General features: G+C 62.9%; 16 protein-coding genes. 10 read left to right on the top strand and 6 right to left on the bottom strand.

Translation table 11 applies throughout. From position 1 onward, the window contains the following. Nucleotides 1-135: 135 nt before the first annotated feature. Complete coding sequence (locus tag JNK74_04335; GenBank protein MBL7645403.1) at nucleotides 136-3,576, bottom strand: DUF2339 domain-containing protein; 3,441 nt, start codon at nucleotides 3,574-3,576, stop codon at nucleotides 136-138. Between the two features lie 236 nt (nucleotides 3,577-3,812). On the opposite strand from JNK74_04335, the gene JNK74_04330 reads away from it, so the two are divergent. The 3 genes from JNK74_04330 (at nucleotide 3,813) to JNK74_04320 (ending at nucleotide 8,597) form a co-directional block, all read left to right on the top strand. Then, nucleotides 3,813-5,159, top strand: coding sequence for a diguanylate cyclase (locus tag JNK74_04330; GenBank protein ID MBL7645402.1), 1,347 nt, complete (start codon nucleotides 3,813-3,815; stop codon nucleotides 5,157-5,159). A gap of 174 nt (nucleotides 5,160-5,333) precedes the next feature. Continuing rightward, entirely contained in the window at nucleotides 5,334-7,115 is a 1,782-nt protein-coding gene (locus JNK74_04325) for a vanadium-dependent haloperoxidase (GenBank protein ID MBL7645401.1), read from the top strand. A 102-nt stretch (nucleotides 7,116-7,217) separates the two neighbouring features. Next, complete coding sequence (locus JNK74_04320) at nucleotides 7,218-8,597, top strand: sulfatase-like hydrolase/transferase (GenBank protein MBL7645400.1); 1,380 nt, start codon at nucleotides 7,218-7,220, stop codon at nucleotides 8,595-8,597. A gap of 6 nt (nucleotides 8,598-8,603) precedes the next feature. On the opposite strand, the gene bstA is transcribed toward JNK74_04320, so the two are convergent. After that, complete coding sequence (gene bstA, locus JNK74_04315; protein MBL7645399.1) at nucleotides 8,604-9,128, bottom strand: bacillithiol transferase BstA; 525 nt, start codon at nucleotides 9,126-9,128, stop codon at nucleotides 8,604-8,606. Nucleotides 9,129-9,496: 368 nt separating this feature from the next. Between bstA and JNK74_04310 the strand changes: the two genes are divergently transcribed. Beyond that, complete coding sequence (locus JNK74_04310; protein ID MBL7645398.1) at nucleotides 9,497-10,477, top strand: ketoacyl-ACP synthase III; 981 nt, start codon at nucleotides 9,497-9,499, stop codon at nucleotides 10,475-10,477. Between the two features lie 58 nt (nucleotides 10,478-10,535). Here the strand turns inward: JNK74_04310 and JNK74_04305 are convergent, their stop codons facing one another. Continuing rightward, complete coding sequence (locus tag JNK74_04305) at nucleotides 10,536-12,179, bottom strand: hypothetical protein (GenBank protein MBL7645397.1); 1,644 nt, start codon at nucleotides 12,177-12,179, stop codon at nucleotides 10,536-10,538. A 310-nt stretch (nucleotides 12,180-12,489) separates the two neighbouring features. Between JNK74_04305 and JNK74_04300 the strand changes: the two genes are divergently transcribed. The 3 genes from JNK74_04300 to JNK74_04290 all read left to right on the top strand — a co-directional run bounded on the left by JNK74_04300 (nucleotide 12,490) and on the right by JNK74_04290 (nucleotide 18,359). After that, nucleotides 12,490-13,062, top strand: coding sequence for a hypothetical protein (locus tag JNK74_04300; GenBank protein MBL7645396.1), 573 nt, complete (start codon nucleotides 12,490-12,492; stop codon nucleotides 13,060-13,062). A gap of 332 nt (nucleotides 13,063-13,394) precedes the next feature. Beyond that, nucleotides 13,395-16,829 carry a hypothetical protein gene (locus JNK74_04295; GenBank protein ID MBL7645395.1) on the top strand — a complete coding sequence of 1,145 codons (3,435 nt, stop codon included), beginning with the start codon at nucleotides 13,395-13,397 and terminating at the stop codon, nucleotides 16,827-16,829. A 327-nt stretch (nucleotides 16,830-17,156) separates the two neighbouring features. Next, entirely contained in the window at nucleotides 17,157-18,359 is a 1,203-nt protein-coding gene (locus tag JNK74_04290) for a cellulase family glycosylhydrolase (protein ID MBL7645394.1), read from the top strand. Between the two features lie 158 nt (nucleotides 18,360-18,517). On the opposite strand, the gene JNK74_04285 is transcribed toward JNK74_04290, so the two are convergent. Together JNK74_04285 and JNK74_04280 are read right to left on the bottom strand one after the other, a co-directional pair. Further along, nucleotides 18,518-19,879: a hypothetical protein gene (locus JNK74_04285; protein ID MBL7645393.1), complete on the bottom strand. Its 1,362-nt coding sequence runs from the start codon at nucleotides 19,877-19,879 to the stop codon at nucleotides 18,518-18,520. Between the two features lie 16 nt (nucleotides 19,880-19,895). Beyond that, nucleotides 19,896-20,678: a hypothetical protein gene (locus tag JNK74_04280; GenBank protein MBL7645392.1), complete on the bottom strand. Its 783-nt coding sequence runs from the start codon at nucleotides 20,676-20,678 to the stop codon at nucleotides 19,896-19,898. A gap of 194 nt (nucleotides 20,679-20,872) precedes the next feature. Between JNK74_04280 and JNK74_04275 the strand changes: the two genes are divergently transcribed. From JNK74_04275 to JNK74_04265, 3 genes are read left to right on the top strand one after another with little or no spacing between them, the layout of a single operon-like run. Continuing rightward, on the top strand, nucleotides 20,873-21,658 hold the full coding sequence (locus JNK74_04275; protein ID MBL7645391.1) for an RDD family protein: 786 nt from the start codon (nucleotides 20,873-20,875) through the stop codon (nucleotides 21,656-21,658). Nucleotides 21,659-21,667: 9 nt separating this feature from the next. Then, nucleotides 21,668-22,261 (top strand): B-box zinc finger protein, encoded by a 594-nt coding sequence (locus JNK74_04270; GenBank protein ID MBL7645390.1) that lies wholly within the window; start codon nucleotides 21,668-21,670, stop codon nucleotides 22,259-22,261. Then, nucleotides 22,261-22,782, top strand: coding sequence for a hypothetical protein (locus tag JNK74_04265; protein MBL7645389.1), 522 nt, complete (start codon nucleotides 22,261-22,263; stop codon nucleotides 22,780-22,782). The genes JNK74_04270 and JNK74_04265 overlap by 1 nt, the downstream gene beginning before the upstream one ends. A gap of 152 nt (nucleotides 22,783-22,934) precedes the next feature. Here the strand turns inward: JNK74_04265 and carA are convergent, their stop codons facing one another. Beyond that, nucleotides 22,935-24,032, bottom strand: a complete 1,098-nt coding sequence (gene carA, locus JNK74_04260; protein ID MBL7645388.1) for a glutamine-hydrolyzing carbamoyl-phosphate synthase small subunit — start codon at nucleotides 24,030-24,032, stop codon at nucleotides 22,935-22,937. Between the last annotated feature and the right edge of the window lie 123 nt (nucleotides 24,033-24,155).

Genomic DNA, 24,155 nt, shown 5'->3' with positions numbered 1-24,155 from the left:
GTGGCAATCCTCTATGGTTCCATGGCTAACGCGGTTCGGGGCGGCATTGAGAATTCCAAGTCATCCACCCGCATCAGTATAACACCGCTACGAAGACGCGGTTGCAAGAGAAATGGCTGGATCGTGCTCTTTCCGTCAAGGCCGATCCGCTTCCGGTGCCTTGTCTCCGTCGGTCTTTTCGGCCTGGCTGGCGCGCCAGCGGGTGTAGCCATAGGCCACGGCCAGCAGCGCGGCGCCCAGGAATAGCATGGCGCCCACGCGGTAGAGGCCCTGGAGACGCCAAACGTCGATAAGGAAAGCGCGTGACAGGGCCAGGGCAAAGACGCCGAGGCCCATGTAGCGGAACCAGGGCTGGCGGGTGAAGAGGGCCCAGCAGAAGATCGCGAGGCCCCAGGCCGTCCACGCCATGGTGAGATAGAAATTCTGAATGGTGTCCACGCGGGAGAGGCAGAGCACGCCGAGCAGCGTGGGCGTGCCCGCGAGCAGCACCGTGATTGTGGTGACTTGTCCGGGCGCGATGGCAAGGCGGACGCGGTTCAGCACCAGCGTCACCCCCCGTTCGGCCGCGAGCCAATAGACGATGAGGGCGGCGTAGCCGGCCCACAGCGCGCCCAGGGTCATGCCGTGCTCCGTGGCGACGATAAGGGGAAACGTGGCCAGGGCTCCGGTCAGGAGGGACAAAGCGCCGGCGGTGCGGCTTCGGAAGAGGGCGGCATAGGCCAGAAAGGCGCCGGCGATGACGGCCATGCCGCTGTAGTGCCAGCCGTGATCGCCCATCTTCCCGTTCCAGGCCAGGCAGACCACCCAGGCGCAACACAGCATCACCCGCGCGGGCCACGGTTTGTTGAAGGGATTGCGCAGGGTGAGGAAGCGATCGCCCGCGATGGACAGCGCGACCATGGCGAGCGCTCCGATGTGCCACCAACGCGTTTCCGCGAGACTTTGATTCGACAGCCACGCCACCAGCGCCACCGCCATAAGGACCGCGCCCAGACTGGCCATGGCGCGTGCGTGAAGCACCAGCAGCGCGACAGCGAAGGCGGCTGCGGCACCAGCGAGGACAACGGCATGAAGATGGTCTGGACAGTACGCATCGACCATCCAGATCGTGTTCCACGCCGCGCAGCCATAGAGGAGATAGGGCATGGGCAGCAAACGGTGAAAGGCCAATCCGGGCCGCCCGACGCCCCATCCGCGATGCTCCACCGCCGTGGCGGCGGCGGCGGCGAGGATGACGCCCCGAAGGGCCCGGAAGCCGTCTGAAGTCTCAAACGCTACCTGGGGTGACACGACAAGGGTGAAGACCGTCAACAGCACCGCGAGGAGGCCCAGGTTGGCCGCGCCCGTGACGGCGGCATAGCCCGTGGCGAGGAGGGTGATGGCCCCGGCGCCGAGGAGCGCCATGGGCGGAGCGGTGCGCTCCTGAAGCCCCGTGGCGATAATCACCGCCGCGCCGATCGCGGTGAGATGGGCCAGCAGCAGGTGGTTCCGTTTCCAGGCGCCCTGTATGCCGCCGTCCAACGCATGGGATTCAAATCGTGCGGGCAGGAAGCGGCGGAAGAGCTCCGAGGTCCCTGCAGCGGCGACCACACACGCCACGGCCACGAGGAGTCCGTTGGGTTCCGGAGCCTGGCCGCCGAGGATCTGAATCAGCCAGCACGCGAGACCGAAGGTCAGGTAGAAAGCGCAACCCGCGAGTACGGGTGCGGAGCGAAGGGCCAGACCCAGCCCCGCCGTCGCAAGTCCCAGCACGGAGAAGGCGGGCGCGCCGTAGTACAGGGGAAAGAGGGCGCGGATCTGGCCCGCTACCAGCAGCGCGCCAAAGGCCATGAGCACGTGGGCCAGGAGCATGCGGCTCGGAAGGATGGGGGCGCCTTTTTCCTGCTCCAGCATCTCCAGGCTTCCGCAGAGGTCGCGGAATAGCGCTGGACCCCGCCAGGGACCCTGGGGGAAGGTGTGCCAGGGCGTCACGCGATACAATTCCGCGATCGCCCAGAACACGGACATCGTGAGCAGCGCCACGAGCACCTGTCCCGTGTGGCCTGGTGTACCGAGCAGCGGAAACCCGCCCTGGTCCAGGGTATACCAGCCATGGGCGAAGGCCACGAGGGCCGTGCCGAGGGCGAGGAGCCGCCCCACGGCGCGTTGCGAGCGCCGCGCCGCCGCGAGGAGGGCGAGCGATTGCAGGGCGATGGCGAGGGTCACGGAAGGGCCATCCAGCCATGCCGCAAGGCCCGCCGTCGCGAGCATGGAGGCCTTGGTGAAGTAGATGTTTGCGAGGGAGTCGGGCCGGACATGGCCCGCGCTGCGGATATGGCCTCCCGCGGTCCAGGCCGGGATGTAGTGGTCCTCGGCGTGCAGCTCCCTCAGGGTGTAACTCCAGCCCATACCTCCCGCGAAGGCGGCTGTGGCGAAATAGAGGAGGTATTCCTTCCCCTGGGCGAATTCAAAGCCCTGCATCAGGGCGAGGCCGAGGAGCAGGAAACCACCCGTATTCAGGCCGCAGTAGATATTGCGGGTCCGTGTTCGTGTGGATGCGTGTTCATAGGGCGTGAAGCGATCGGCCAGCGCATAGAGCACGAGGTAGGTCGCAAGCACGGCCATGCCCAGGGCGAAGTCCATCGGCGCACCGCTCGGGGGCGCCTGGGCCAGCCAGAAGAACTGGTTGAGGTAGCTGCCTATCATGGCGCTCATGGCCACGCTGTACCAGCCGTTCCGGATGAGGAAAAAGGCGCTGCCGATGCCAAGGACCAGCAATCCGCCCACCGCCGCGCGGCTGGGGGTTTCGAGGGACAAGGTGGACAGGGCCACGGTGAAATGACCGAGGAGGGTCATGGAGAGGGCGATGAGGGCGGACTTGCGCCACTGGGCCACGGCGCCCCATGCGACGACCAGCAGGGCCAGCAGGAAAAGCGTGAACTCCTGACTCGGTGCGATGCGCGTCGGCGGGATATACCAGGTAGCGAAGGTGACGAAGTACAAGAGGCCGAATCCGCCGCCCATGAGCACTCGGGCGTAGCCTGCGTATTTCTTCTCCAGCTTCCAGCCGATGCCGCCGAGGCCCAGCGCCAGGGCATAGCCCAGGGCCACCCGCGCAAAGGGCATCCAGGGCGAATCGCGGAATTTGTCCGATACAAAGGTGAGCCCCCAGACGAGACCCAGCGCCATCATGAAGATACCGATGCGGGGAAGCCACCACGTGGTAAGGGCCATTTCCCAGCCCATGCCTTCCGGCGGGCCGAAGCGGCGGGGCCTCTTGGGGGGCGGTGGCGGCACGAGGGGACGTCGGGGAAGCACCGGGGGCGCGGGGGCGGTCGGCGCAACCTTCGCGGCAGGCGGGAAGGAAGGCGCCGCCTCGCTTTTCACAGCGGCGGGCTCGGCTACAAAGGCCGAGGCGGGCAGTGGCGGTGGCATGGGGATTTCCGGCGCTGCCACCTTGATCGCGGCCACGGGCTTTTCCGCCCCCGCATTTTCCCGCGCTTCCACTTCATCCAGGCGTTGGGCCAGGCGGGCAACGCTTCGTTGCACACGCTCCAGCTCCGCCCGAATCTGGCTGATTTCGTCGCGATTGTTCATGGTAAGGGCCTCCTCACTCCACAGGGTACCACGCTGGCACGGCACAAGTGTACCACAAAACAGTTAGAAGTCAAACGGTAAATCGTCTTACTCAATTTGTGGAGGGGACCCAAAATTCATCCCCCCGATTTTCGCGATTACGTGTATAATGCTTTCAGTGAACGGCAAAAACTCGTCGGCCTGGCAGGGGTCCGACGGGCACACGCGCCCGAACTCCGGGCGTGGGTAGGTGGCACATGCGAGAACACCGTGGTATAGATGCCCGGGACTCCTGGGAAAGCACGGAAGTGTACGAGCGCAAGCTTCGGAGCACGGAGCAGCGCCTCTCCGCCGTGACCCATGAATTGGCCCTTCGCTCCAACCAGCTCGCGCTCATCCGCGGGCAGATGGCCGAAGCCACGGAGCGGCGAATCGAAGAAGAACGGCTCAAAGTCGTGCTTCAAATGGCGGGCGCGACGACCGCCGAGCTCGATCAGCCCCTGGTGGAGTTGCTGCGCGTCAGCGCGGAGCTCGAAGCGGACGCCTCGTGCACCCCGGCCTTGAGCGCCAGAATCGCCGATTTGAAGTCCCACGCGAAGCAGGTGCAGCAGATCATCGACCGTATCCAGCATGTGCAGGCGGACCTGCTCCTTCCGGTGAGTTCGGCCACTTCGATGGACGTGCCCGAAGGCCGCTACCGCGTGTTGATCGTGGAAGGCGAAGATATCTTTGCTTCGAGCGTTTGCGACTTGCTTGAGCCCTGGTCCGCCACACTGGAATTGAGCCGCGCTTCCGACTGCGCCAGTGCCGAGAAGGCGTTGCTGGCAAACCGCTTCGATCTGATTCTTTCGGACTATCAATTGCCCGATGGCGCTTCCCTGGACCTTTTCACCCGGCTCGCCCTCCAGATCGAGTTGCCCCCCTTCATTCTCATTTCCGGTCAGGGCAGCGAGGATCTCGTGGCCCAGGCGGTGCGCCGGGGCGCCTGCGATTACCTGCCCAAACTGGGACTCGATCAGGATCGCCTCATCCAGAGCATACTTGCGGCGCTGGAACGGGTGCGGCTCCGGCAGGAACTTCAGACCGCCCACAGGCACCTCGCGGAAATGGCTACTCGGGACGAGCTCACCGGCCTGTTCAACCGCCGCTACCTCATGCAGTCGCTGGAGACCGAGTTGAACCGCGCCCGGCGTTATCATCAGCCCCTGACGCTGTGCATGTTCGACCTCGATCACTTCAAGCAGTTGAACGACTGCCACGGCCATGAGGCGGGCGACACCGTGTTGCGTTCCGTGGCCCGCACCCTGCAGCACACCGTGCGCAGCCCCGATATCGCCGGGCGCTACGGCGGGGAGGAATTCATGATCCTCCTGATCAACACAGATATTCACAAGGCGGAACTCTTCAGCAATCGTCTGCGGGAGCGAATCGGCGAACAGGAATTCCACTTTCCCGGCGTCCGCTCCCTCGTGGTGACCTGCAGCATCGGTCTGTCCCAATATAAGCCGGGCGAGCAGGACAGCGCCGCCCTGATCAGTCACACCGACAAGGCCATGTACAACGCGAAACGCCACGGCCGCAATCAGGTGTGCTGCCTCCACTGAAGCCTTCGCGACCCGATCCGAATGCTTTGACCGTCGCCAGGCCAGCGCCTTTTTTTCCCATGGAATACTATCCCGCCCGACAGCGCTCGGGTAAAATGCTACTTGACATTGCCGTCCAATATTGATAATGTATTCTCATTAATTAGCGGCGGACAAATGGTCAAGGAGTACTCCATGTTTCATAGTATCGTACGAGCCGGCGTCATCGGATGCATCGGCTTGGCCCTTCTCGCAGGATTGAGCGGGTGCCCCGTGGTGGCGCGCGACGCGCGGCTGAACGATATTCCCCAGGGCTGGATTCGTCTGGCGCTCGAAGCGACCCGTGCGGAGGCCCAGGGCCCGACCGTGGAAGCGCGCAAACTCTGGCACGCGAGCGCGGCCATGTATGAAGCCTGGGCCGCCTACGACGAGACGGCGTCGGGCTATTTCACGGGCAAGCGGCTGAAAAGCGAGGCGGGACCGGGCACCCTGGAAAACGTGGCGGAGACCCTGAGCCATGCGGTGTACCCGGTGTTGCGCGAGGGGTTCAAGGTGCTGGCGGACGATCCGCCGGGCACGGCGGGCTATGAGGCCTATGCCGCGTTCCGCGTTCACATGCGGGCACTGGGCTATCTCGACGAATTGGGCAATCCCAGGCCCTCCCCCGCGCAGGCGCTTGGCGCAAAGATCGCCGACGTGGTGCTGGCGTTCTGCGAGGACGACGGGGCCAACGAAGCGGGAGCCTACGGGGACACCAGCGGCTACGCGCCGTTAAATCCGCCTCTGGAACTGGACTTTCTCATGCCGGATTTGATGGACATCAACGCCTGGCAACCCATCCGTCTGCCCGACGGCGAGGTGCAACCATTCCTCACACCCCAGTGGTGCTTTGTGACGCCTTTCGCCCTCCCGCCCTATGACGCCTCGGCGCTCCGCATCGATCCCGGCGCGCCGCCTCAATTCGGCGGGGCCACCATGGCTGAATTTATCGACAACTTCATGGAGGTGCTGGTCTACAGCGCGTCTCTCGATCCCGAAGAGGGGCTTGGCAGTACGCTGATCAACATCTCGCCCGGAGTTCGGGGGAACAACCCCTATCCCACCGACGACGGAACGGGTCATCCGGTGAATCCCGACACGGGCGCGCCCTATGCGGACAACCTGGTACGGCGCGGCGACTACTACCGGGCGCAGGCGGCCTTTCTCGATGGTAATCGATTCAACATGCCGGGTCCGTGGTGGTTCGAGATTGCGACCGATGTGCTCGCGGGCCGGGGCCTCGTCAAAGAACAACCGGCCAACAAGCCTGCGCGCCACGATCTTGAGTACGATGTGAAGCTCTACTTCGCGCTGGGCGGCGCCATGCACGATACGGCGATCGCGGTGTGGGACGTGAAACGGCACTACGACTGGGTGCGCCCCATCACGGCCATCCGCTGGCTTGGCCAATACAATCAATTGCCCCTGCGCGCGGGCGTGGTGGAGTTGATTGGCGAGGATGACCCGCTCGCGGGCCCCGAGGGCGAGTACGTGGGCCGGGTGAAGATCAAGGCCTGGCGCGGCCCCTATACCGGGGTGGGCTGGATCCTGCCGGAGAACTGGATGCCCTATCAACACCCCGCCTTTGTTACGCCCCCCTTTCCGGGGTACACTTCCGGACATGCCGCCTTCGGGTGGAGCTTCAAGGAAGTGATGGAGGCCTACACCGAAGACGCGTTTGTGCCCGGCGGCCTGATGGAGTGGAACGTCACCGAGCTGCCTTTCGACGAGGCCCCCTCGGAACCCGTGAAACTTCAATGGGCGACCTATCAGGACATCGCGGACGATGGCGGGCTCGGGCGCTTGATGTGCGGGGTCCATCCCCGGATAGACACCGTGGCGAGCCGTCCCATCGGGCGCGAATGCGGTCGGGCGGCCATGGCGGAGGCGGAGGCATACTTTGACGGCCTGCGCGAGGGCGTGGCGCCGGAACAATAAAGCCTATCCGACCGATCGGACGGATCGGACTGATCTGATCGGTCCGATCAGTCTGATCGGTCCGATAGAATCGGCGGCGATCGCGCCGCCCCGGAGATAACCGTGCAGTTTTCCAGAAGGCAGTTTCTCGCGAGCAGCGGCTGTGCCGCGGCGCTGGCCGCATTGCCCGCAGTGGCGCAGTCAAAACCCATGAATGTGGTGGTGATTGTGGGCGACGATCACCGCGCGGATGCCCTCGGTTGCGCCGGCCATCCTTTTCTCCAGACGCCCAATCTGGATCGCCTCGCGGCGGAGGGCGTGCGCTTCACGAACGCCTGCGTAACCACGGCGATCTGCTGCACGAGCCGGGCGAGCATCTTCACGGGCATGCACGCCACGCGTCACCGTGTGATTGATTTCGCCACGCCATTTCGACCGGAACATCAGAAGGCGAGCTATCCCGAGCAATTCCGGGCGGCGGGTCGGCGCACCGGCTGCTTCGGCAAACACGGCGTGAACGGCTACGGCGCGGCCGAGGGCGCGTTCGACGTGGTCCAGGCACCGGCCCATGGCGGACTGTATTTTCCGAAAGACGATCCGGACGCGCGCCATGCGGACGATCTCCACACCGAAGCGGCGGAGCGTTTTATTGAGGCCGAAGTCGCGGCGGGGCGATCCTTCTGCGTCTCCCTCGGTTTTCAGTCGCCCCATGCCCTGGACTATGCGGAGAAGCCCTATCAGCCCGCGCGCGAATTTCAATCGCTCTACGCGGACTTGACCATGCCCGATCTTGCGGCGACGGCGGAAGGCGGCTTCGAGGTACTGCCGCCCTTTCTGCGGGACAGCGAGGGCGTCCGACGCTTCAAGCACAACTTCGGCGGTGCGGAGCGCTACCAGGAGTCCGTGAAGAATTACTATCGCATGATTACCGGCATTGACGCGTACATCGGTCGCCTCCGGGAGACCCTGGCCCGCTGTGGTGCCGCCGACAACACCGCTATCGTCTATCTAGGCGACAACGGATACTTCCTCGGGGAGCGGGGCCTGGAGGGCAAGTGGTACGCCTACGAGCGTTCCATTCGCGTCCCGATGATCGTGTTCAATCCCCGCGCCGATGGGGCAAGGCGGGGCGTTACGGTGGAGCACCTGGTGAACGAACTGGACGTCTCGCCGACGATTCTGGATCTTGCCGGCATCGCGATTCCCGAGGGCGTGCAGGGCCAGAGCCTGCGGCCTTTGATGGAGGGCCAGTCGGTGGAATGGCGGAAAGATTGCCTCTACCACCACCACTTCAAGCACCCTCACATCCCCAGAAGCGAGGGCGTCCTGTCGCGCGAGTGGAAATACATCCGCTGGATAGACGGCGACCCCGGCGCCGAAGAATTGTACGACCTGCGTGTGGATCCCTGGGAGAGAAACAATCTTGCCGGAATCGCCGAACACGCCGAAACACTGGAGCGTCATCGGAAGCGGCACTACGAACTGCTGTCCGCGATGGCCTGACAACCCCTACCAGCCCATGCGCTCCCGCAGGGAGAGTATATGGGCGAGGTGGTGATTTCCGTGCCAGGCGTAGAGCCCGATGGCGTAGTCCAGTCGATAGTCCTTGCCGGCATCCGGGTGGTGGAAGGTTCGGGCGAGCTGCTCTTCGGAGAGGCTCCACATGAGGCGCACCCACTTCCGGTGCAGGGCGTGGATCAGGGAGAGCGAATGGACAATCGGTCCGCCGCTGTCGGGGAGATCGGCCCAGCGATCTTCGAAGTACGGTTTGATTGTGGGGTTGTCTTCCGTGAGCGCGAGCTTGAAGCGGATATAGGAATTCATGTGGCTGTCGGCCAGGTGATGCACCACCTGCCGGATAGTCCAGCCCCCGGGGCGATAGGGCGTGTCGAGGTCCTGATCCTGCAACCCGATCCCCGCGGCTTCCAGGCGCGCGGGCAGCGTCCTGATCTCTTCAATCCAATGGGCAACCTGATCCAGGGTGATGGGTGAAGGCGGTTCAAAGCGCCCGATCGGGTATTGCAGTTGTTCCACGGTGGACAGTCCCTTTCCTGCGGCGACACGATGGCCGTAAATCGCGTCGAAGCGTCGCATCCTCTCGCGGGGCCTGCCAGCCACGCGTATTAGGCGACCAGCAGATACGATAAAGTACGGGGGGCGCTGGTATCAACGCGGCGATTGTGGAGCGGCCTGGATGGGTGGGGCGCTCTTACCTACCGGACGGTAAGTTTTAAGCGGTTTTCGTGTCCGAATATGCCGTAAAGTTTCTTTTTGGGCCCCGGGTGTGACACAATAGCCGCGACCTACCCATCCTCCCGCAGCGGTTTCCTCGCCTCAGGCGCTTGACCTACATCCGGATCGCCTTGCGGGGGCAACAAACAGGTTCGTGGAGACGCTTTACAATGATACATGCCCGTATCGTAGGCACGGGGCACTACCTGCCGGAAAAGCTGGTTACGAATGACGATCTGTCCAAGTTTGTGGACACGTCGGACGAGTGGATCCGCCAGCGCAGCGGTATTGAACAACGCTATTTCGCCTCGGCGGAGCAGGCCGTGTCCGACCTGGGCACCGAGGCCGCCCGCAGAGCGCTTGAAGACAGCGGCGTCGCGCCGGAAGAGGTGGACTATGTCCTCTGCGCGACCCTGACCCCCGACCACAACATGCCTTCGTCCGCGTGCATCATCCAGAGCAATCTCGGGGCGTGCAATGCGGGCGCCAGCGATCTGAACGCCGCCTGCTCGGGCTTTGTCTACGCGTTGCAGCATGCGGACGCCCTTATCCGGGCCGGGGTTCACAAGACCATCCTGGTGATCGGCGCGGAAAAGCTTTCGGACCACCTCTACTGGGAGAAGCGCGATACCGCGGTGCTCTTCGGCGACGGCGCCGGGGCCGCGGTGCTGCGCGCCAGCGAAGGTGAGCACGGAATTCTCTCCACCTACACCCGCTCCGACGGCGGCGCGGCGGATATCCTTTCCGTGCCCTCCGGCGGTACCCGCCAGCCGATTACGCCCGAGAACGTGAATACCGTGGAGCGCGGCGTGAGCATGAACGGCCGCGAGCTGTACAAGCGCGCCATCGGCGCCTTTGGCGATGCCATCGAAGTGGCGCTGGAGCAGACGGGGTTGACGGTGGACGATATCGATCTCTTCATCCCCCACCAGGCCAACAAGCGGATCATTGATTCCGCGGCCAAGCGTGTGGGCCTCACGGATGAGAAGATCTATCTCAACGTGATGAAAGTGGCCAACACGAGCGCGGCCTCGATCCCGATTGCGATTGACGAAGCACGTAAAGAAGGCCGGATTAAAGACGGCGATACGGTACTGCTGGCGGCCTTCGGCGGCGGCCTGACCTGGGCCTCGGCGATGATTCGCTGGTAAGGGCGCACTATAACAGCGATGCATGGCGCCGTTGCCCCTCGGGGTGGCGGCGCCTTTCTTATTCCCGATCCGCGGGGCCTTGGGATCGGTCGAGTTCCACCCGGTAGATCGCAATGTTCCCTTCGTTGTAGACCGGGCGCATCCAGCGGTGGTCGGCGGGATTCAGCGCGGCAACGGCCCGCTCAAAGGGGCCGATGACCACATAAGAAACCCGTTGTTCGCGGCAGAACCCTACCTTGAAGGCGTCGTCGCCGGGCGTGAGAAAGAATCGCAGTACGGAAGCATTGGCCTCGCGATATCGATCCGTAAGCACGTCCTGGCCGGAGACGACCCGCAAGTCAGCCAGGCGTGGGACAAACTGACTGGTATCGTGGCTCGCGAGAATCACCGACTCCGGCGCGGCTTCTGTCTCCAGCCAGTTGAGGCCGTTCAAGAGATCGTCGGGCAGGTAGTAGCGCCAGGGGGGCACGGGTTCGTGCAGGGCGGTGAAGAAGCGGGCATAGTTGAGGGCGTTTCCGGGCAATATGAGGACCATCAAAAGCGCGAGGGTCAGTGGGCGAAGGAAGCGAGTCCGGAGGCGCGCCTTGAGCCAGTTTTCCGCGGGGGGTACGATATGTTTCACGAAGAGCAGGGGTGGCGCGAGCACCCAGGGAAAATAGCTTTCAACACCCCACGGAAACCAGGGATGGGCCTGGAGCAGAAGCATGGCGGCGGCCAGCCAGAGCACGGGTATGGATGGTGCCGGGCTCCAGTGCCCGCGCGCACAGCGAAGACCCGCGTAGACCAGGACGGCGCAAAAGGGCAGCCCCAGCCAGAGCGTCTGCATCAGGAGCAGCATGGGCTGCCAGGCCTGCATGGGGCCCAGGCCCAGCGGATTGTCCATCAGGATCCAGGCGTGCCAGGCGATGGCCGGGGCGTGACCCAGGATGGCGCAGCCCGCCTGGAGCATGGCCGTGCGGGTTGCGCGCGGGTCTTGGAATGAACGGGCGACGACATGGAGCAGCAGAACGAGACAAGCCTCGGGGATCTGGTAGGGCCGGATGAGGCTGTGGGCCGAGGCGGCCAGCCCAGCGGCGCAGAAGAAACCCCATCGGCCGCTTTCCGCCCCGCGAATGAGCCAGGCGTACTGCAATGCCGCGCAGGCGCCCGCGCGAATGAAGTGAGGCTTGTTGACGAGATAGGCGAAGAGGGTAACCCCCTGGGTGTCCGCGGGAACGACGAGGTTTCCGTGGATGACGGCGTTCAGCGCCTCGACGATCCAGCCGAAGCCGCCGCCGAAGGCGACCAGAGCGAGCGCGAGTCGGCGGTGTCGCGCCGTGGCCAGCACAACGGCACAGAGGTAATAGGCGGCCAGGAGAAACGCGAAGGCCGCGAGCACGCGCTCTCCATGGAAGAGGGTGGTCAGGGAGAGGCCCGTGGCCCGGGCGGTCGCGCCGATGATCCACCATTCGGGATTGAAATAGGCGCGGGACGGGGCGTGGGGGTTGTAAAGATTGGTGGTGAGCATGCCGCCTTCGGCCACCTGGCGGGAGAAGGCGAAATAACTGTTGGCCCCCGGGGTACCCCGACCGACAAAGCCCATGAAGGTTTCGTCGGGGCCTTCCGCGCGGATCGCCTGGAGGTAGGGCAGAGAGCCGACCACCGCGAAAGCAATGGCCAGGGCCAGTGGGAAACACCATTCGCGTCGTTGGATGGGCTGCATGGGGGCATTATGCGAGAGGGGAAAGGGCCATTACAACCGGTCGAAACGGTCGTCGGGGGTGGTTTGAGAAAAGTGAGAATTTCGACAAGGGCTCTCAGGAAAAGCGCTTGGAAGTTTGGGAGATATCCGGTATACTGGTAGCCAGTGGAATTGGTGGGAGTCGGGCAAGAACTCGAACAGAGTGCTGGCTGCGGCTTTCGGGAGACAGCGTAGTCGGTGATGCATGACGCATCCCAATCCAACAACCAGCGCGGGTGAATTCCGGGAGTCTGTTCACCGGGAATTCAGCCCAACGAGGAGATGGTAAGAGATGAGAAAGATAGGTGTTCTTGCGGCCGCTCTGGCCGGCACCACGGTCGCTTTTGCAAGTTCGCTGAGCGTGCCCTGGTTTGTGGACAATGCGCCCGTGGCCAATGACATTCCGGGTGTTGTGAGCGGGGTGACGGGTATTGTTTATCTCAAGAGCAACGTGGGCTATAACCTCACCTGCTCGATCGAGTATTTCAGCCAGACCGGCGTGCCCCTCGGGCCGGCCAACAACAGCACCCTGGCGGATCAGAACAACTCCTTCGTGATTCCTCCCTTCTCGTCGGTCGCTTTCCGCCCCGCGCGCCGGGATCCGGATTCCACGCCCGGCGGCCAGGAAAGCGCCACGGCGACGCTGGTGCCGGATCGTCCCCGAACGGGTGTGAACAGCGCCCGGGCCACGGTGGGCCAGGCGAACGACGGCAAGTACAACGGATCGCTCACCATATCGTGGACGGGTGACCCGACGGACGTACAGGGCACCTTTGTGTACTACCAGACCTTCATCCCGGCGAGCGGCGATGCGCGCTTTCCCACCACGATGAGCTACGGTCACCTGCTGCCTCCGGGCCGCTGATTTTCGAACCAGTGCCTTTTGCGCGGGCGCACCCGGTCGGGTGCGTCCGCGTTTTCATTGAATCAGGGGTCGCGGAGTCGATAATGGCCCCCGGGATCCATTAGAATAGCGGGGCTTCCTGATCCTCCGGATACAGGATTGCCGGGACATCTCCATCCCTGTGGTCGGGCACAGGCAGACGGGCTTTTTCCGCTGTTATATCCCCGGCCGGTCACCTGATAGCCGGCAACCGGGGCCCGAGCGCCAACGCGCATGCCACCGCACAACCCTCAACACGACAGGGGAGTACACACACCGTGACGCAAGGTAACCAGACCGCCCGATTGCCCTTCCTGCAGGAAGGGCACGCCCAGCCCTATGAACGCCGGCACTTGGTCCGATATATCAGCTTGAAACTGGCCGCCCTGGACCTGCCGACCTACACCAAGGCGAGCACCGAGTTCCTGGGGCTTACCGACGGGCTCATCCAGAGCTACAAGGAAAAGAGCCGCCTTCTCCGGGGGCATCTGTGCCCCATCGACCAGCGTATTCAGTCCTTCCTGGACGCCTATCTCTCCGGCGAGACGCTCCACGCCCCGCTGCGCCTGCCGGACACGACCTTCGTGCTGGATCGACCGGGTCTCGCACGGGAATTGTCTCTGCCGGTGGACGGGCACTGTTTCAAGAATGAGTGTGTGTCGTCCTATCGCATTGCCCAGGGCGTGCTGCACAACCCGAGCAGTGATCGACGCACCACGAAGGGCGTATTCCATGTGGCGGACGGCGGACTTCCCGTGCCGCTGGACAAGAAGGAAGTGCCGAAGCGGGTGTTTGGAAACCTGATGGTGGCGGCGTTGAACCCGCCCCGCGACCTGCTTCAACTGCCCTTCCTGGCGGAAGAAGACGATCAGGCCCACACCATGGTTTCGCTGATGATGCGGCCGCTGGTCTCCGCCGAGATCCCGGGCCTGCTGCCCGCAAAGACGATGGAGACCCGCTTTTTCGTGCCGGGCAGTCTGGTGAGCAATCTGGACTTCGTCGAAACCATCTTTGGAAACGCGGGCGATCCCACCCTGGCGGAGAATGACGCCGCCCTGGATGCGGAGCACTGGACGGGCCATACGGGCTGCGTGGTGCTGGCGCCCCATCTCACCCATCTGCGCAAGAAGGAGCTGGGGCTTCCGTATTTCGACGACGCCACGGAGCGTCAGCGCAAGGAGGGGATGTGCTGGAAGGAAGAGGGCGAGCTGTACAACGACGGAAACGCCTTCAAGATCACTTGCCGCGACGAGCGGGGCGTGATGGTGACGCTGATCGCGGACAACTATTTCGGCTACTGCAAGAAGGAAGTGAAAACCCAGCTCAGCTACGCCGCGAACCTCTACGGCAATTGCGAAGAAGAGCATGCGGGCGGCGCGCTGGCCTACGCCCGATTCAACCTGGGCGACAAGTTCTTCATGGACTTCCGCTATACCAGGGAGGGCCACAGCTTCGACGAGATGGTGGCCCGGTACGGCGAATTGATGGACGTGCGGCCCGAGGGCTACGCGATTGACCGGGCCTACCCGGACGTGATTTACGTGCCGGAGAATGTCCATATCGATCTCAATACCCAGCGGGTATACTGGGAGCGCGGCGGGCTGGAGCAGGAAATTCCCCTCCGTCCCGGCTATGTGTACATCAATCCGGATGGCTACAATGTTCACATGGAGAAACACCCCGGCGCGCCGAGCTGGCGCCTGGTGGGCACGGGCGTGGAAGGCACCTTCTGTCACAAGCCCTGCACGGTGTCGGGCGGCGGCAAGTCGGAGATCTCCAAATCCCTGCTGGACGCGGTGCACTATGGCCCCTTTTTCGTGGCGGACTACAAGGAAGATCTTGACCGCATCCAGGCGGTCATGGCCCATAATTTCAGCGATCGTTTTCAGGACAAGCGCATCATATCCAAAGGCCGTCCGCTGCTTGCGGCCAACCGCTCGCTGGGCTCCGTCATCCGGCTTTTGACGCCCTCCGAAGAAGACTACACGCCGGAATACAACGCGTGGCTCAACACGATTCCAGATTATGTAAAGGCGATGATTTTCATCATCAAGCGCTTCTACCGCCCCGAGTGGGGCGAAGACTGGCGCAGCCATTTCAGCGCCGACGTAATCAACGGGAAACCGGGACACGAGCTCAAGTTCAACGGCCGCAAGCTGGTGGCGAGCTATCTGCGCGTGGGCCTCGTGAGCGACGGCTCGTGGCGGACCTATAAACTCCGCCAGGATTTCCTGCCCGCCGCAAAGATCCAGAAGGAAGACGATATTTCGGCGTCCGTGGTGGTGCCGGCGAGCAGCCTTTCGCATCTGAACCCGGAGTACAAGAATCCGAGCGTGAAGATCGTGGACAACTGCGAGATGCGCCTCTTCCAGCGTCCCGACGACGCCATTCACCGCGGACACGACAAGCAGACGGAGCGGGACCTTTCGGAGGATGAGAATTTCATCTCCAATTTCGAGCCGTTGACCCACGAAGACGCGCGAAAACTCCAGGATCACACGATCACCTTTCAGGCCTACAGCCAGCCCATGCAGGATCTGATCAACCGCGCCGCTGCGAGCGACGAAATCGAGTACTTCGTATCGTCGGCCCATCCCCGCATGGTGGACGGCGTGCCGACGAAGAACCCGCGCTACCTGCAACTGCGCCCCGATCTGGCCAACCCGCGGGACAAGTACGTCGGCGAAGTGGCCACGCGCCTTCACCGCCGGGTGCCCCTGGACAAGCCGGTGCTGCACCCGGTGAATGCCGTGCTGCCGGGTCGCCGGAACAACCCGCCGGACGTGAAGGCGGGTATCCGCCCCCTCGCGGTGTACAATCCCATTCATTATCAGGAGCTGCCGGAGCTCTTCATGGATTTCATCGCCAGCCTGACCGGCAAGTCGCCCTCAACCACGGGCGCCGGATCGGAAGGCGCGCTGACGAAGGGCCCCTTCAACTGCCTCACGCCCACGAGCGACCTGAACAACGCGCTGGTGTCGTATATCCTGACGGAATACAAGAGCTTCACCACGGCCGCGGGATATATTGGCCCGAAGTACCGCGTGGATCACGACGTGAGCCTGTTGATTCCCGAAGTGTGGTGCCGCCTTTCCGAAGAGGAGCGGGATCCCGCCCACCTGCTTCGCGAGGGGTGCTTTGAAAAGGTCGATGACTTCGAATATCAGGGCGAGACTATTCTGGCGAGCCGCCTGGGCTATCGCATGACCCGCACGTTCCTGAGCCACTACTTCGGACGCGTGTTTGACAGCCCATCGACCGTGTTCAACGATGAAATGCTCCGGCCCGAGCTTCAAGACATGGACGCCTATGTGGACGGCATCAAGAATATCTGCGAGGCCCAGCAACGCTGCGCTCAGGCCTTTTTCGACGACGGCAGCATCGCGGCGGCCTGCCCGCCCCTCGCGGCCCTGCTCCACATCATGGTGCATGGCCACTATGAAGGCAAAACGGTGCAGGACCCGGAAGTCCGCAAGCTTTTCACCCGCGAATATCTGATGGAAAGCGACTGGTATCAGGAGCGGCTCCGGATCAAGCAGGAGCGCGACTGCGCCCTTTGGAAGCGACACATCCAGAATCTGTCGGCCTTCCTGGAAAAGCCGAACTATGTCGAAGAAGCCGAGCGCCTCGACATCGTCGGCCGCCTCGCCGAAGCCAAGGCGGAGTTGTATCGCCTGGAGCATCCGGACTACCTGGAGAGTTTGAAAGGCACGCTGGGCGCGGATCCGCTGTATCGGCGGAACGTGTAGGGACGGACGCGGACTCGTGTGCCACGGTAGCGTACATAGCCAGTGATTGTATTGTGCCGCGTCCGAGCATCGTTGTCGTTAAGGTCCGTGGCCGTCCCGTCGTGGCCCGAGCGCACCCGACGAAATCGCAGCGCCCGTATACAGGGTCCGTGCCGCGGATCGCGTAAACGTTGGTCGCCCACGAACACTTCCCTGGCGACGGGACAGCCACGGACGTTGCAGTCGACAGCGCTCGGATAGATTATTATTTAAGTTTTGGACAGGTTCTCTACCTCGGCGCACTTGTCCGCGTCAGTCCCTGAATTACCCGAAAGTACCCCATCTGCCATGCGACTGAAGTACCTTGCGGCGTTCATCGCCGCCGCCGTTTCCATCACTGTTGCTGCCCAGGAGCCGCAGATGCCCGGCCTGCGCATCGGTGAGGGCGGTGTGATCCTGAAGGACGGAAAGCCCGTGCGCGCCCTGGGCGTGAACTATATGGACGCTTTCTCGCGCTGCCTGGAGAATCCCGAGGACACGTCGTACCGGGCGGGCTTCGAGACCCTGGCCGCCCATGACATTCCCTTCGCGCGCTTGCAGTTCGGCGGGTTCTACGCGGTGAACTGGGCCCTCTATCAATCCGACCCGGACAAGTACTTCGCGTTGATGGACGGCGTGGTCAAGGCGGCCGAAGAAACGGGTGTGGGGCTTATTCCTTCGCTTTTCTGGTGGACGGCGGGGGTGCCCGATCTCGTGGGCGAGCCCGTGGGCCAGTGGGGGAATCCCGAGAGCAAGACCCAGGCCTTCATGCGGACCTATGTGGGGCAGGTGGTCTCGCGCTATGTGAATTCGCCCGCCATCTGGGCCTGGGAGTTCGGCAACGAATACTCCCTCGCGGCGGACTTGCCCAATGCGGCGCAGGTTCGCCCGCCCGCCCTGCCCTCGCTGGGCGGTCCCGAATCGCGCAGTGCGGCGGACGATTTGAGTTCGGAAATGATTCGCGCGGCCACGATCGCCTTCGCGGCAGAGATCCGAAAGATCGATGGGGCCCGCCCCATCACCACGGGCCACAGCCTTCCCCGGCCATCGGCCCACCATCAGCACACGGAGTTGAGCTGGGGCCAGGACAGTGTGGAAGAGTTTCAAGGAAATCTCGTTTTCATGACCCCGGACCCGAGCGACCTCATCTCCATTCACGTGTATCCGGATCCCCAGGGCAAGCGATTCGGGGAGGTCGGCGTGCCCTATGGCCGGATTCTCAATGCGGCCCACCAGGCGTCGCGCGGCGCGGGCAAAGGCCTCTTCGTGGGCGAATTCGGCGCGCCACCGGACAACGAGACCCCTTGGACCCCCGAGACCGCCATGGCCGAGGGACTCAGACTCTTCGAAGCTATCGAGGCCAGTCCGGTTCAACTCGCGGCGTACTGGGTTTTCGATTTTTCCTGGCAGGAGTCCTCGATGAACGTCACCGCGACCAACGCACGCAGCGGCTATCTGAACGTGCTGCGGGAAGCGAATAAGCGGATGGCCGAAGGGGCCGGCCCGCGCTAGCAGCCCGTTGCAAAACTCGAACGCGGGCTGCGAACGGTCTTCTTACCCGAATTCTGCGTTGCGACACCTTGAAAATACTCGTATTTCCGGCGGCTTCACGCCTTGACTTCGGGCAAGAATCCTCGTTCTCGCCTTCGCGCGACTTTTGCAACGGGCTGCTAGTCCCTGGTGAATTCCACGTCGTCGAAATAGACTTCTGCGAAGTGGCCGCCGCGCATCCAGGTCAGTATGCCGAATCGATTCAAGGCGGCATTGCCTTTGCGTGCCGCCGGTGAGATTTCGAGCGCAGCCTCCACGCCGTCGAGGCTGGAGGTGATGATACTGGTTTCGGGGTTGTACTCGATGGACCAGACATGAGACTGGCTATCGGGCCGAATAGTCGGACCCACGTCCGCCACACGCTTCTCCTCGTCCGAGGAGCCCCACACAGGCCGGAAGTAGTGCCCGGCGCGGCTTGGTCCCTCGATGAGTACCCCCGCGAAATTCAAGGGGGGCGCGCCATAGATGGTCTTGTCGTTGAACCAGCCGATGAGCAGACCACTGTCGGCGGAGGCTGCCGTCATGGCGACTTTTCCCGAGGCGCGAAAGGGCTTGTTGAAGTTGAGGTTGTTCACGGGGGTTGCGTAGCAGGCGCTTTGTTCGGGATTCATGCTCTCGATACGCCACACCACACCGCCGATTTCGCCGGGGGCGCCTCCGGCATGGTTCGTGGCGCTGTAGCCGAAGTTGTGGAGGGGGCGCACGAGGGTGTCGGTGAATTCCGTTCGATTGCCCATTTCGATCCAGCCCGGATCTTTCGTGAAATCCTCGCGCTGGCCGTCCACCGTCAGGTCGTCGAGATATACCTCGATATCACTGCCCGCGATCATCTGGTTGAATACGCCGAAGCGATTGAACACGGCGCCCTCGGCGCGGTGTCCGGGATCGAGGGCGGCCGAAAAATGTTGATCGTCGATTTGGAAATTAATGAGTCCCTGACCGTTCGCGCCATTCGGATCGTAGTCCAGTTTCCATCGGTGGACGGTGCCGTCGGCCAGATACATGGGCGTTGACGTGGTCTGGTAAATCCCTTCGAAGGCGCCGCCGCCGCCCGTCTTCCAGGTCTGGGTTCCATATTCATAGAGCAATCGATACTTGCCGCTCTCGCCGTCGATGCGGAAGGCGAGGGAATTGGGCGTGCGCCAGCCGCGGGAGTTCTCGTTGAACCACCCAACAAGCATGCCGCCTCCGTTGGAGCGCGTGACGGCGAAGGCGCCACTGGCGGAGAGCGGGTCATTCAACGTCTTATCCGGAATGGGCCGCGCGTAGGTGGCAGGGGTGAAAGAGCGCGCTATCGTTCCGCCGATCTCGCCGGCAAAAGCGGATTGGGTGTAACCAAAGTTCTGTACTTTGTGAACCCCCGAACCGGGTGCGGACCGGTTGTTTATGCCCTGCCATCCGGTGTCGGAATCGAAATTTTCCGCCGAGGACGCGGCAAGTCCGCAACCCACCATGAGGATTCCAAGAGCAACTCGAATCACCGCGCCTTCTCCTTTTTCAGGGTGTAGTGTCGGAATTCCGAATCATTTCCAGGGCGAGCTCGGGGAAGTTTCGGATAATGGCCGCCTCGCGGGATTTTCCCAGAGAGACGATGATGGCCGGGGTCTTCGCGACCACGCGCTTTTCGTGGGTGCCGCCCCGGAAGAAAGGGCGGGTGCCGATGAAGACGGGGCCGTCGTCCGAGGGGCGAACAGGCGTATCGGGGTCGCCCTTCACGAGCAGCACCCCGTCCACGAGCTGAAAAAGCTTGTCGGCGGGGTCGCCCGCGTCCACCAGCGTCTCACCGGGGCTCAAGAATCGTTGCTCCACGGCCATGGTGTTGTTGGTCTGGTAGCGCTTGATGAACACATTGGCCTCACGCAGACGCAGGGCGAACTGGCGGCAGAGTACACGCGTGAAACCGGGGAAGTGATCCATGATGGTGTCGAGGTGGGTCGGCTTCAGCCGGAGCGTGAAGGTGGCCATGACGCTGCGCACGGAGGCGGAGCGCAGCCCTTCGCCCAGATAGGCCATCTCGCCCAGGAAGACCGGCGCATGGGGTTCGGCATTGATTACCGCCAGTTCATTGCCGGGGGTGCGCTCCCGGGGGGCGTCCGGTTGCTCGACGAGACAATGCCCGCGCAGCAGCAGGAAAATGTCCTGTCCCGGTTCCGAGCTGTGGATCAGGAACTCGTCGTTGGCGAAACGGAGGCTTTCGATGTCCGGACAGGCCGCGCGCAGGGCGTGGATCTCGGAGTCCGGGGGTAAATCGATCGTATTGAGGTCAAAGGGTTCGGGCACGGTGCGTTCCTTTCGCGGCAATCCACGGACGCGCCCGCGTTTCTTCGCGTGCCCGCCCCCCGGCAGTATAGCGGCCTGTGGCCAGGTTTTAAAACAGTTGGAACACCGGCGGGGTCTGTGCTGTAATAGGCGGCACGTTTCACGGGAGACTTGGGCGTACCGAGCCCGGCAGCCAGCGAGGAGGGCGAAGAGCGATGAATTGGTATTATGCACGGGGCGAAGAACGCATGGGTCCGGTGGACGAGGCGCAGATTGTGGCGCTGGCGTCTACCGGCCAGATCACGGCGCAAACGCTGGTGTGGCGCGAGGGCATGGCCGACTGGACACCCTGGGGCCGATTGCGGCAACCGGACGCGACGACATCCCAGCCCGGCGGGGAAATCGGCGTTCCCGCGGCGAGGCACTTTGGTTATCAGCCCTGCGCCCAGTGTGGGCGCACCTTTCTGGCCGACGAGATGGTGGCCTTTGAGGACGTTCTGGTCTGTGGCGAGTGTAAGCCTGTTTTTTTTCAGCGCCTGCGCGAAGGCGGCCAAGATTTTTTATCCCTCCGCTATGCGGGGTTCTGGATACGTTTCTGCGCGCGGCTGGTGGACGGAGTCATCTTCTTCTTGCTCAACGGCATTATGACACTGCTCCAGGTGGCTGTGATAGGTGGATTTCAAGAGAGCGTCACCGGTACGAATTCGGGGATGGACATCGCCATATCCATTATTTTCACCATACTCTATCTCGGGATAGATCTGGCCTACGCCACCTATTTCATCGGCCGCTTCGGCGCCACGCCGGGCAAGATGGTATTGAAACTGAAGGTGATCCGGAGCGACGGAAGTCCGGTCAGTTACCGGCGGGCCCTGGGGCGCTACTTCGCCACCTGGTTGAGCCAGCTTACCCTGATGATAGGGTTTATCATGGCCGCCTTTGACGGCCAGAAGCGGGCCCTGCACGATCACATTTGCGACACGCGCGTTGTTCAGCAGTAGGGAGATTTCATGCGCAACACCATAGTACGCTGCGGACAGTGCAATGGAGTTCTGGGGGCCCCCGCCACGACGGGTTCGGGCTCCCTGCCGTGCCCGACGTGCCGCACGGAATCCCGCGCCTGGCTTTTCCCCGCGCTTTACCGCTCGCGGGACGGGCAACAGGCCCAGGCGCTTCAAGAAGAAGGCCACAGCAGTTGCATGAACCACCCGCAGAAGCGCGCGGTTGCCGTGTGCGACGGTTGCGGGAAGTTTCTGTGCGCGTTGTGCGACGTGGACTGGAACGGGGAACACCTGTGTCCCGCGTGCATCGGCCACCGCAAGACGGCGGACCCGGAGGGCACCCTGCGCACGGAATACATGCACTACGATCTGATCGCGCTGACGCTGGTGCTTGTTTCCATACCCATGTGGGTGTTTGGGATTGTCCTCGCCCCCATGGCCGTGTTCATCGGCATCCGCTATTGGAACACACCGCTGCGCCCCGTGCCCTATCGCCGATGGCCTCTTGTATTGGTTGTGCTGCTGGGCGCCGTGGTCTTCGTGGGACTGGTTTCGGCATTTACCGCGGCGATTTTCTTTTCCCAACCCGCGGGAGATTTCTGATGGAACAAATGCGACGTTTGCCGGGCCGATCCATACGCCATTTCGGCCTGGGTTTCCAGCGCCATCAATTGTGGCTTGCCGAGAGCCACGTGCTTTATCGGGAGATTTTTGCATTCCAGGAAGAGGTCAAGCGCTTCTACTACCGGGATATCCAGGCCATCGTATGCACGCCCACGCGGACCTGGCACGCGTGCAGTTGGCTGGCGGGATCACTGCTGGCCATTCTGGCCGTATGCGGCGGGATTTCGGCCTATCTGGGCTACATGGTGCCCTTCGCCATGGCGTGGATTCTGGCCACCATCGCGCTGGCGATACTGCTGGGCAATCTGGTGCTCGGGCCGTCCTGTACCACCACGCTGTACACGGCGGCGGCGGAGGCTCCGCTCTACTCACTGGGGCGCGTCCGCAGCGCGGAAAAAGCCATAGCCCGGATCGCCACCATGGTCCAGCACGCCCAGAAGGACATGGAAATCGAACGGACGGACGAGGGGACAAACCCGAGCCCAAGTGACGTCGTGTAGCACGAAGAACCGGGTACAGCAAGAAGCGCCTGCTTTAGAAGGCGCGCGTACGATGCGTGAGCCAGTACCAATGGATGGGTGGGACGACGGGGGCCCAAAAGGGTCGCCCCGAGCAAAGTCTTCAGCGCACCGCGTTGCGGCGGTGCGTCCCTTTAGTTCCGCGCCTTTTCCGACTTCATCATTTCCGTGAAGCGCTCGAAGAGATAGCGGCTGTCGTGGGGTCCGGGGGAGGATTCGGGGTGGTATTGCACGCTGAACAGGGGCTTGGTCTTGTGGGCCATGCCGGAGCAGGTATTGTCGTTCAGGTGGGTATGGGTAATTTCCACTTCATCCAGATTGAGCGAAGCGGGATCGACGGCGAAGCCGTGGTTCTGGGCGGTGATTTCCACCTGACCATTTTCGTGGAACTGGACGGGCTGGTTGCCGCCGCGATGGCCGAATTTCAGCTTGTAGGTCGAGCCGCCCAGGGCGTGGGCCAGAATCTGGTGGCCCAGGCAGATGCCGAAAATCGGCTTGCCGCTTTCGATCAGCTTTTCCACGGTGGGGTAGATATAGGGCAACGCGGCGGGATCGCCGGGGCCGTTGGACAGGAAGATGCCATCGGGATTGCGCGCGAGGATGTCTTCCGCAGAGGCTGTGGAAGGCACCACGGTGACCTGGCAGCCGGATTCGTCCAGCAGGCGCAGGATGTTCTGCTTCATGCCGAAATCGAGGGCCACCACTTTGTACTCGTTCGCGCCCGTGCCCTGATATTCATAGGCCTCGGTGACCGTGACTTCCTTCACGAAGTCGGAACCGGCCATGTCGGGCGACTGGCGGGCGATTTCCACCAGCGCGGCGTGATCCATCGTCACGGTGCTGATGGCGCACTTGAGCGCGCCCTTGGTCCGGAGGATCTTGGTGATCTTGCGGGTGTCCACGCCGTCGATGGCCACGATATTGTTGGCCTTGAGGTAGTCCGGAAGGCTCTGGGTCGCCCGCTGGTTGCTCGGTTCGAAGCAACATTCCCGCATGACAAAGCCGCTGACGAAGGGCTTGCGGGATTCCACGTCCTCTTCGTTCACGCCATAATTGCCGATGTGGGGGTAGGTCATGGTGACCACCTGGCCCGCATAGGAAGGGTCCGTCAGGATTTCCTGATAGCCCGTCATGCTGGTGTTAAACACGAGTTCCCCCGTGGATTCGCCTTCGGCGCCCACGGCGCGGCCTTCGAATACGGTCCCATCTTCCAGGGCGAGCAGGGCTTTCATAGGTAGACTCCAGGCGGGGGGCTGCGGGTTTAAAATTGCGCTAGTATAGCAAATGGCGGCGGGGAATTTCCTGCTTTTGATGGGGAGGGCATTGAAAGACGGATAGGACGGATAGGACCGATT

This window comes from Candidatus Hydrogenedentota bacterium (assembly GCA_016791475.1).
GTDB lineage: Bacteria > Hydrogenedentota > Hydrogenedentia > Hydrogenedentales > JAEUWI01 > JAEUWI01.
The sequence above is the reverse complement of the archived record's forward strand: the minus strand, read 5'-3'. Positions and strand labels throughout refer to the sequence as shown.

Coding starts and splice junctions, on each gene's coding strand:
- JNK74_04335 (MBL7645403.1), bottom strand. CDS start 3,576: ATGAACAATCGCGACGAAATCAGCCAGATTCGGGCGGAGCTGGAGCGT.
- carA (MBL7645388.1), bottom strand. CDS start 24,032: ATGAAAGCCCTGCTCGCCCTGGAAGATGGGACCGTATTCGAAGGCCGC.
- JNK74_04270 (MBL7645390.1), top strand. CDS start 21,668: ATGCGCAACACCATAGTACGCTGCGGACAGTGCAATGGAGTTCTGGGG.
- JNK74_04325 (MBL7645401.1), top strand. CDS start 5,334: ATGTTTCATAGTATCGTACGAGCCGGCGTCATCGGATGCATCGGCTTG.
- JNK74_04290 (MBL7645394.1), top strand. CDS start 17,157: ATGCGACTGAAGTACCTTGCGGCGTTCATCGCCGCCGCCGTTTCCATC.
- JNK74_04275 (MBL7645391.1), top strand. CDS start 20,873: ATGAATTGGTATTATGCACGGGGCGAAGAACGCATGGGTCCGGTGGAC.
- JNK74_04300 (MBL7645396.1), top strand. CDS start 12,490: ATGAGAAAGATAGGTGTTCTTGCGGCCGCTCTGGCCGGCACCACGGTC.
- JNK74_04265 (MBL7645389.1), top strand. CDS start 22,261: ATGGAACAAATGCGACGTTTGCCGGGCCGATCCATACGCCATTTCGGC.
- JNK74_04310 (MBL7645398.1), top strand. CDS start 9,497: ATGATACATGCCCGTATCGTAGGCACGGGGCACTACCTGCCGGAAAAG.
- JNK74_04305 (MBL7645397.1), bottom strand. CDS start 12,179: ATGCAGCCCATCCAACGACGCGAATGGTGTTTCCCACTGGCCCTGGCC.
- JNK74_04330 (MBL7645402.1), top strand. CDS start 3,813: ATGCGAGAACACCGTGGTATAGATGCCCGGGACTCCTGGGAAAGCACG.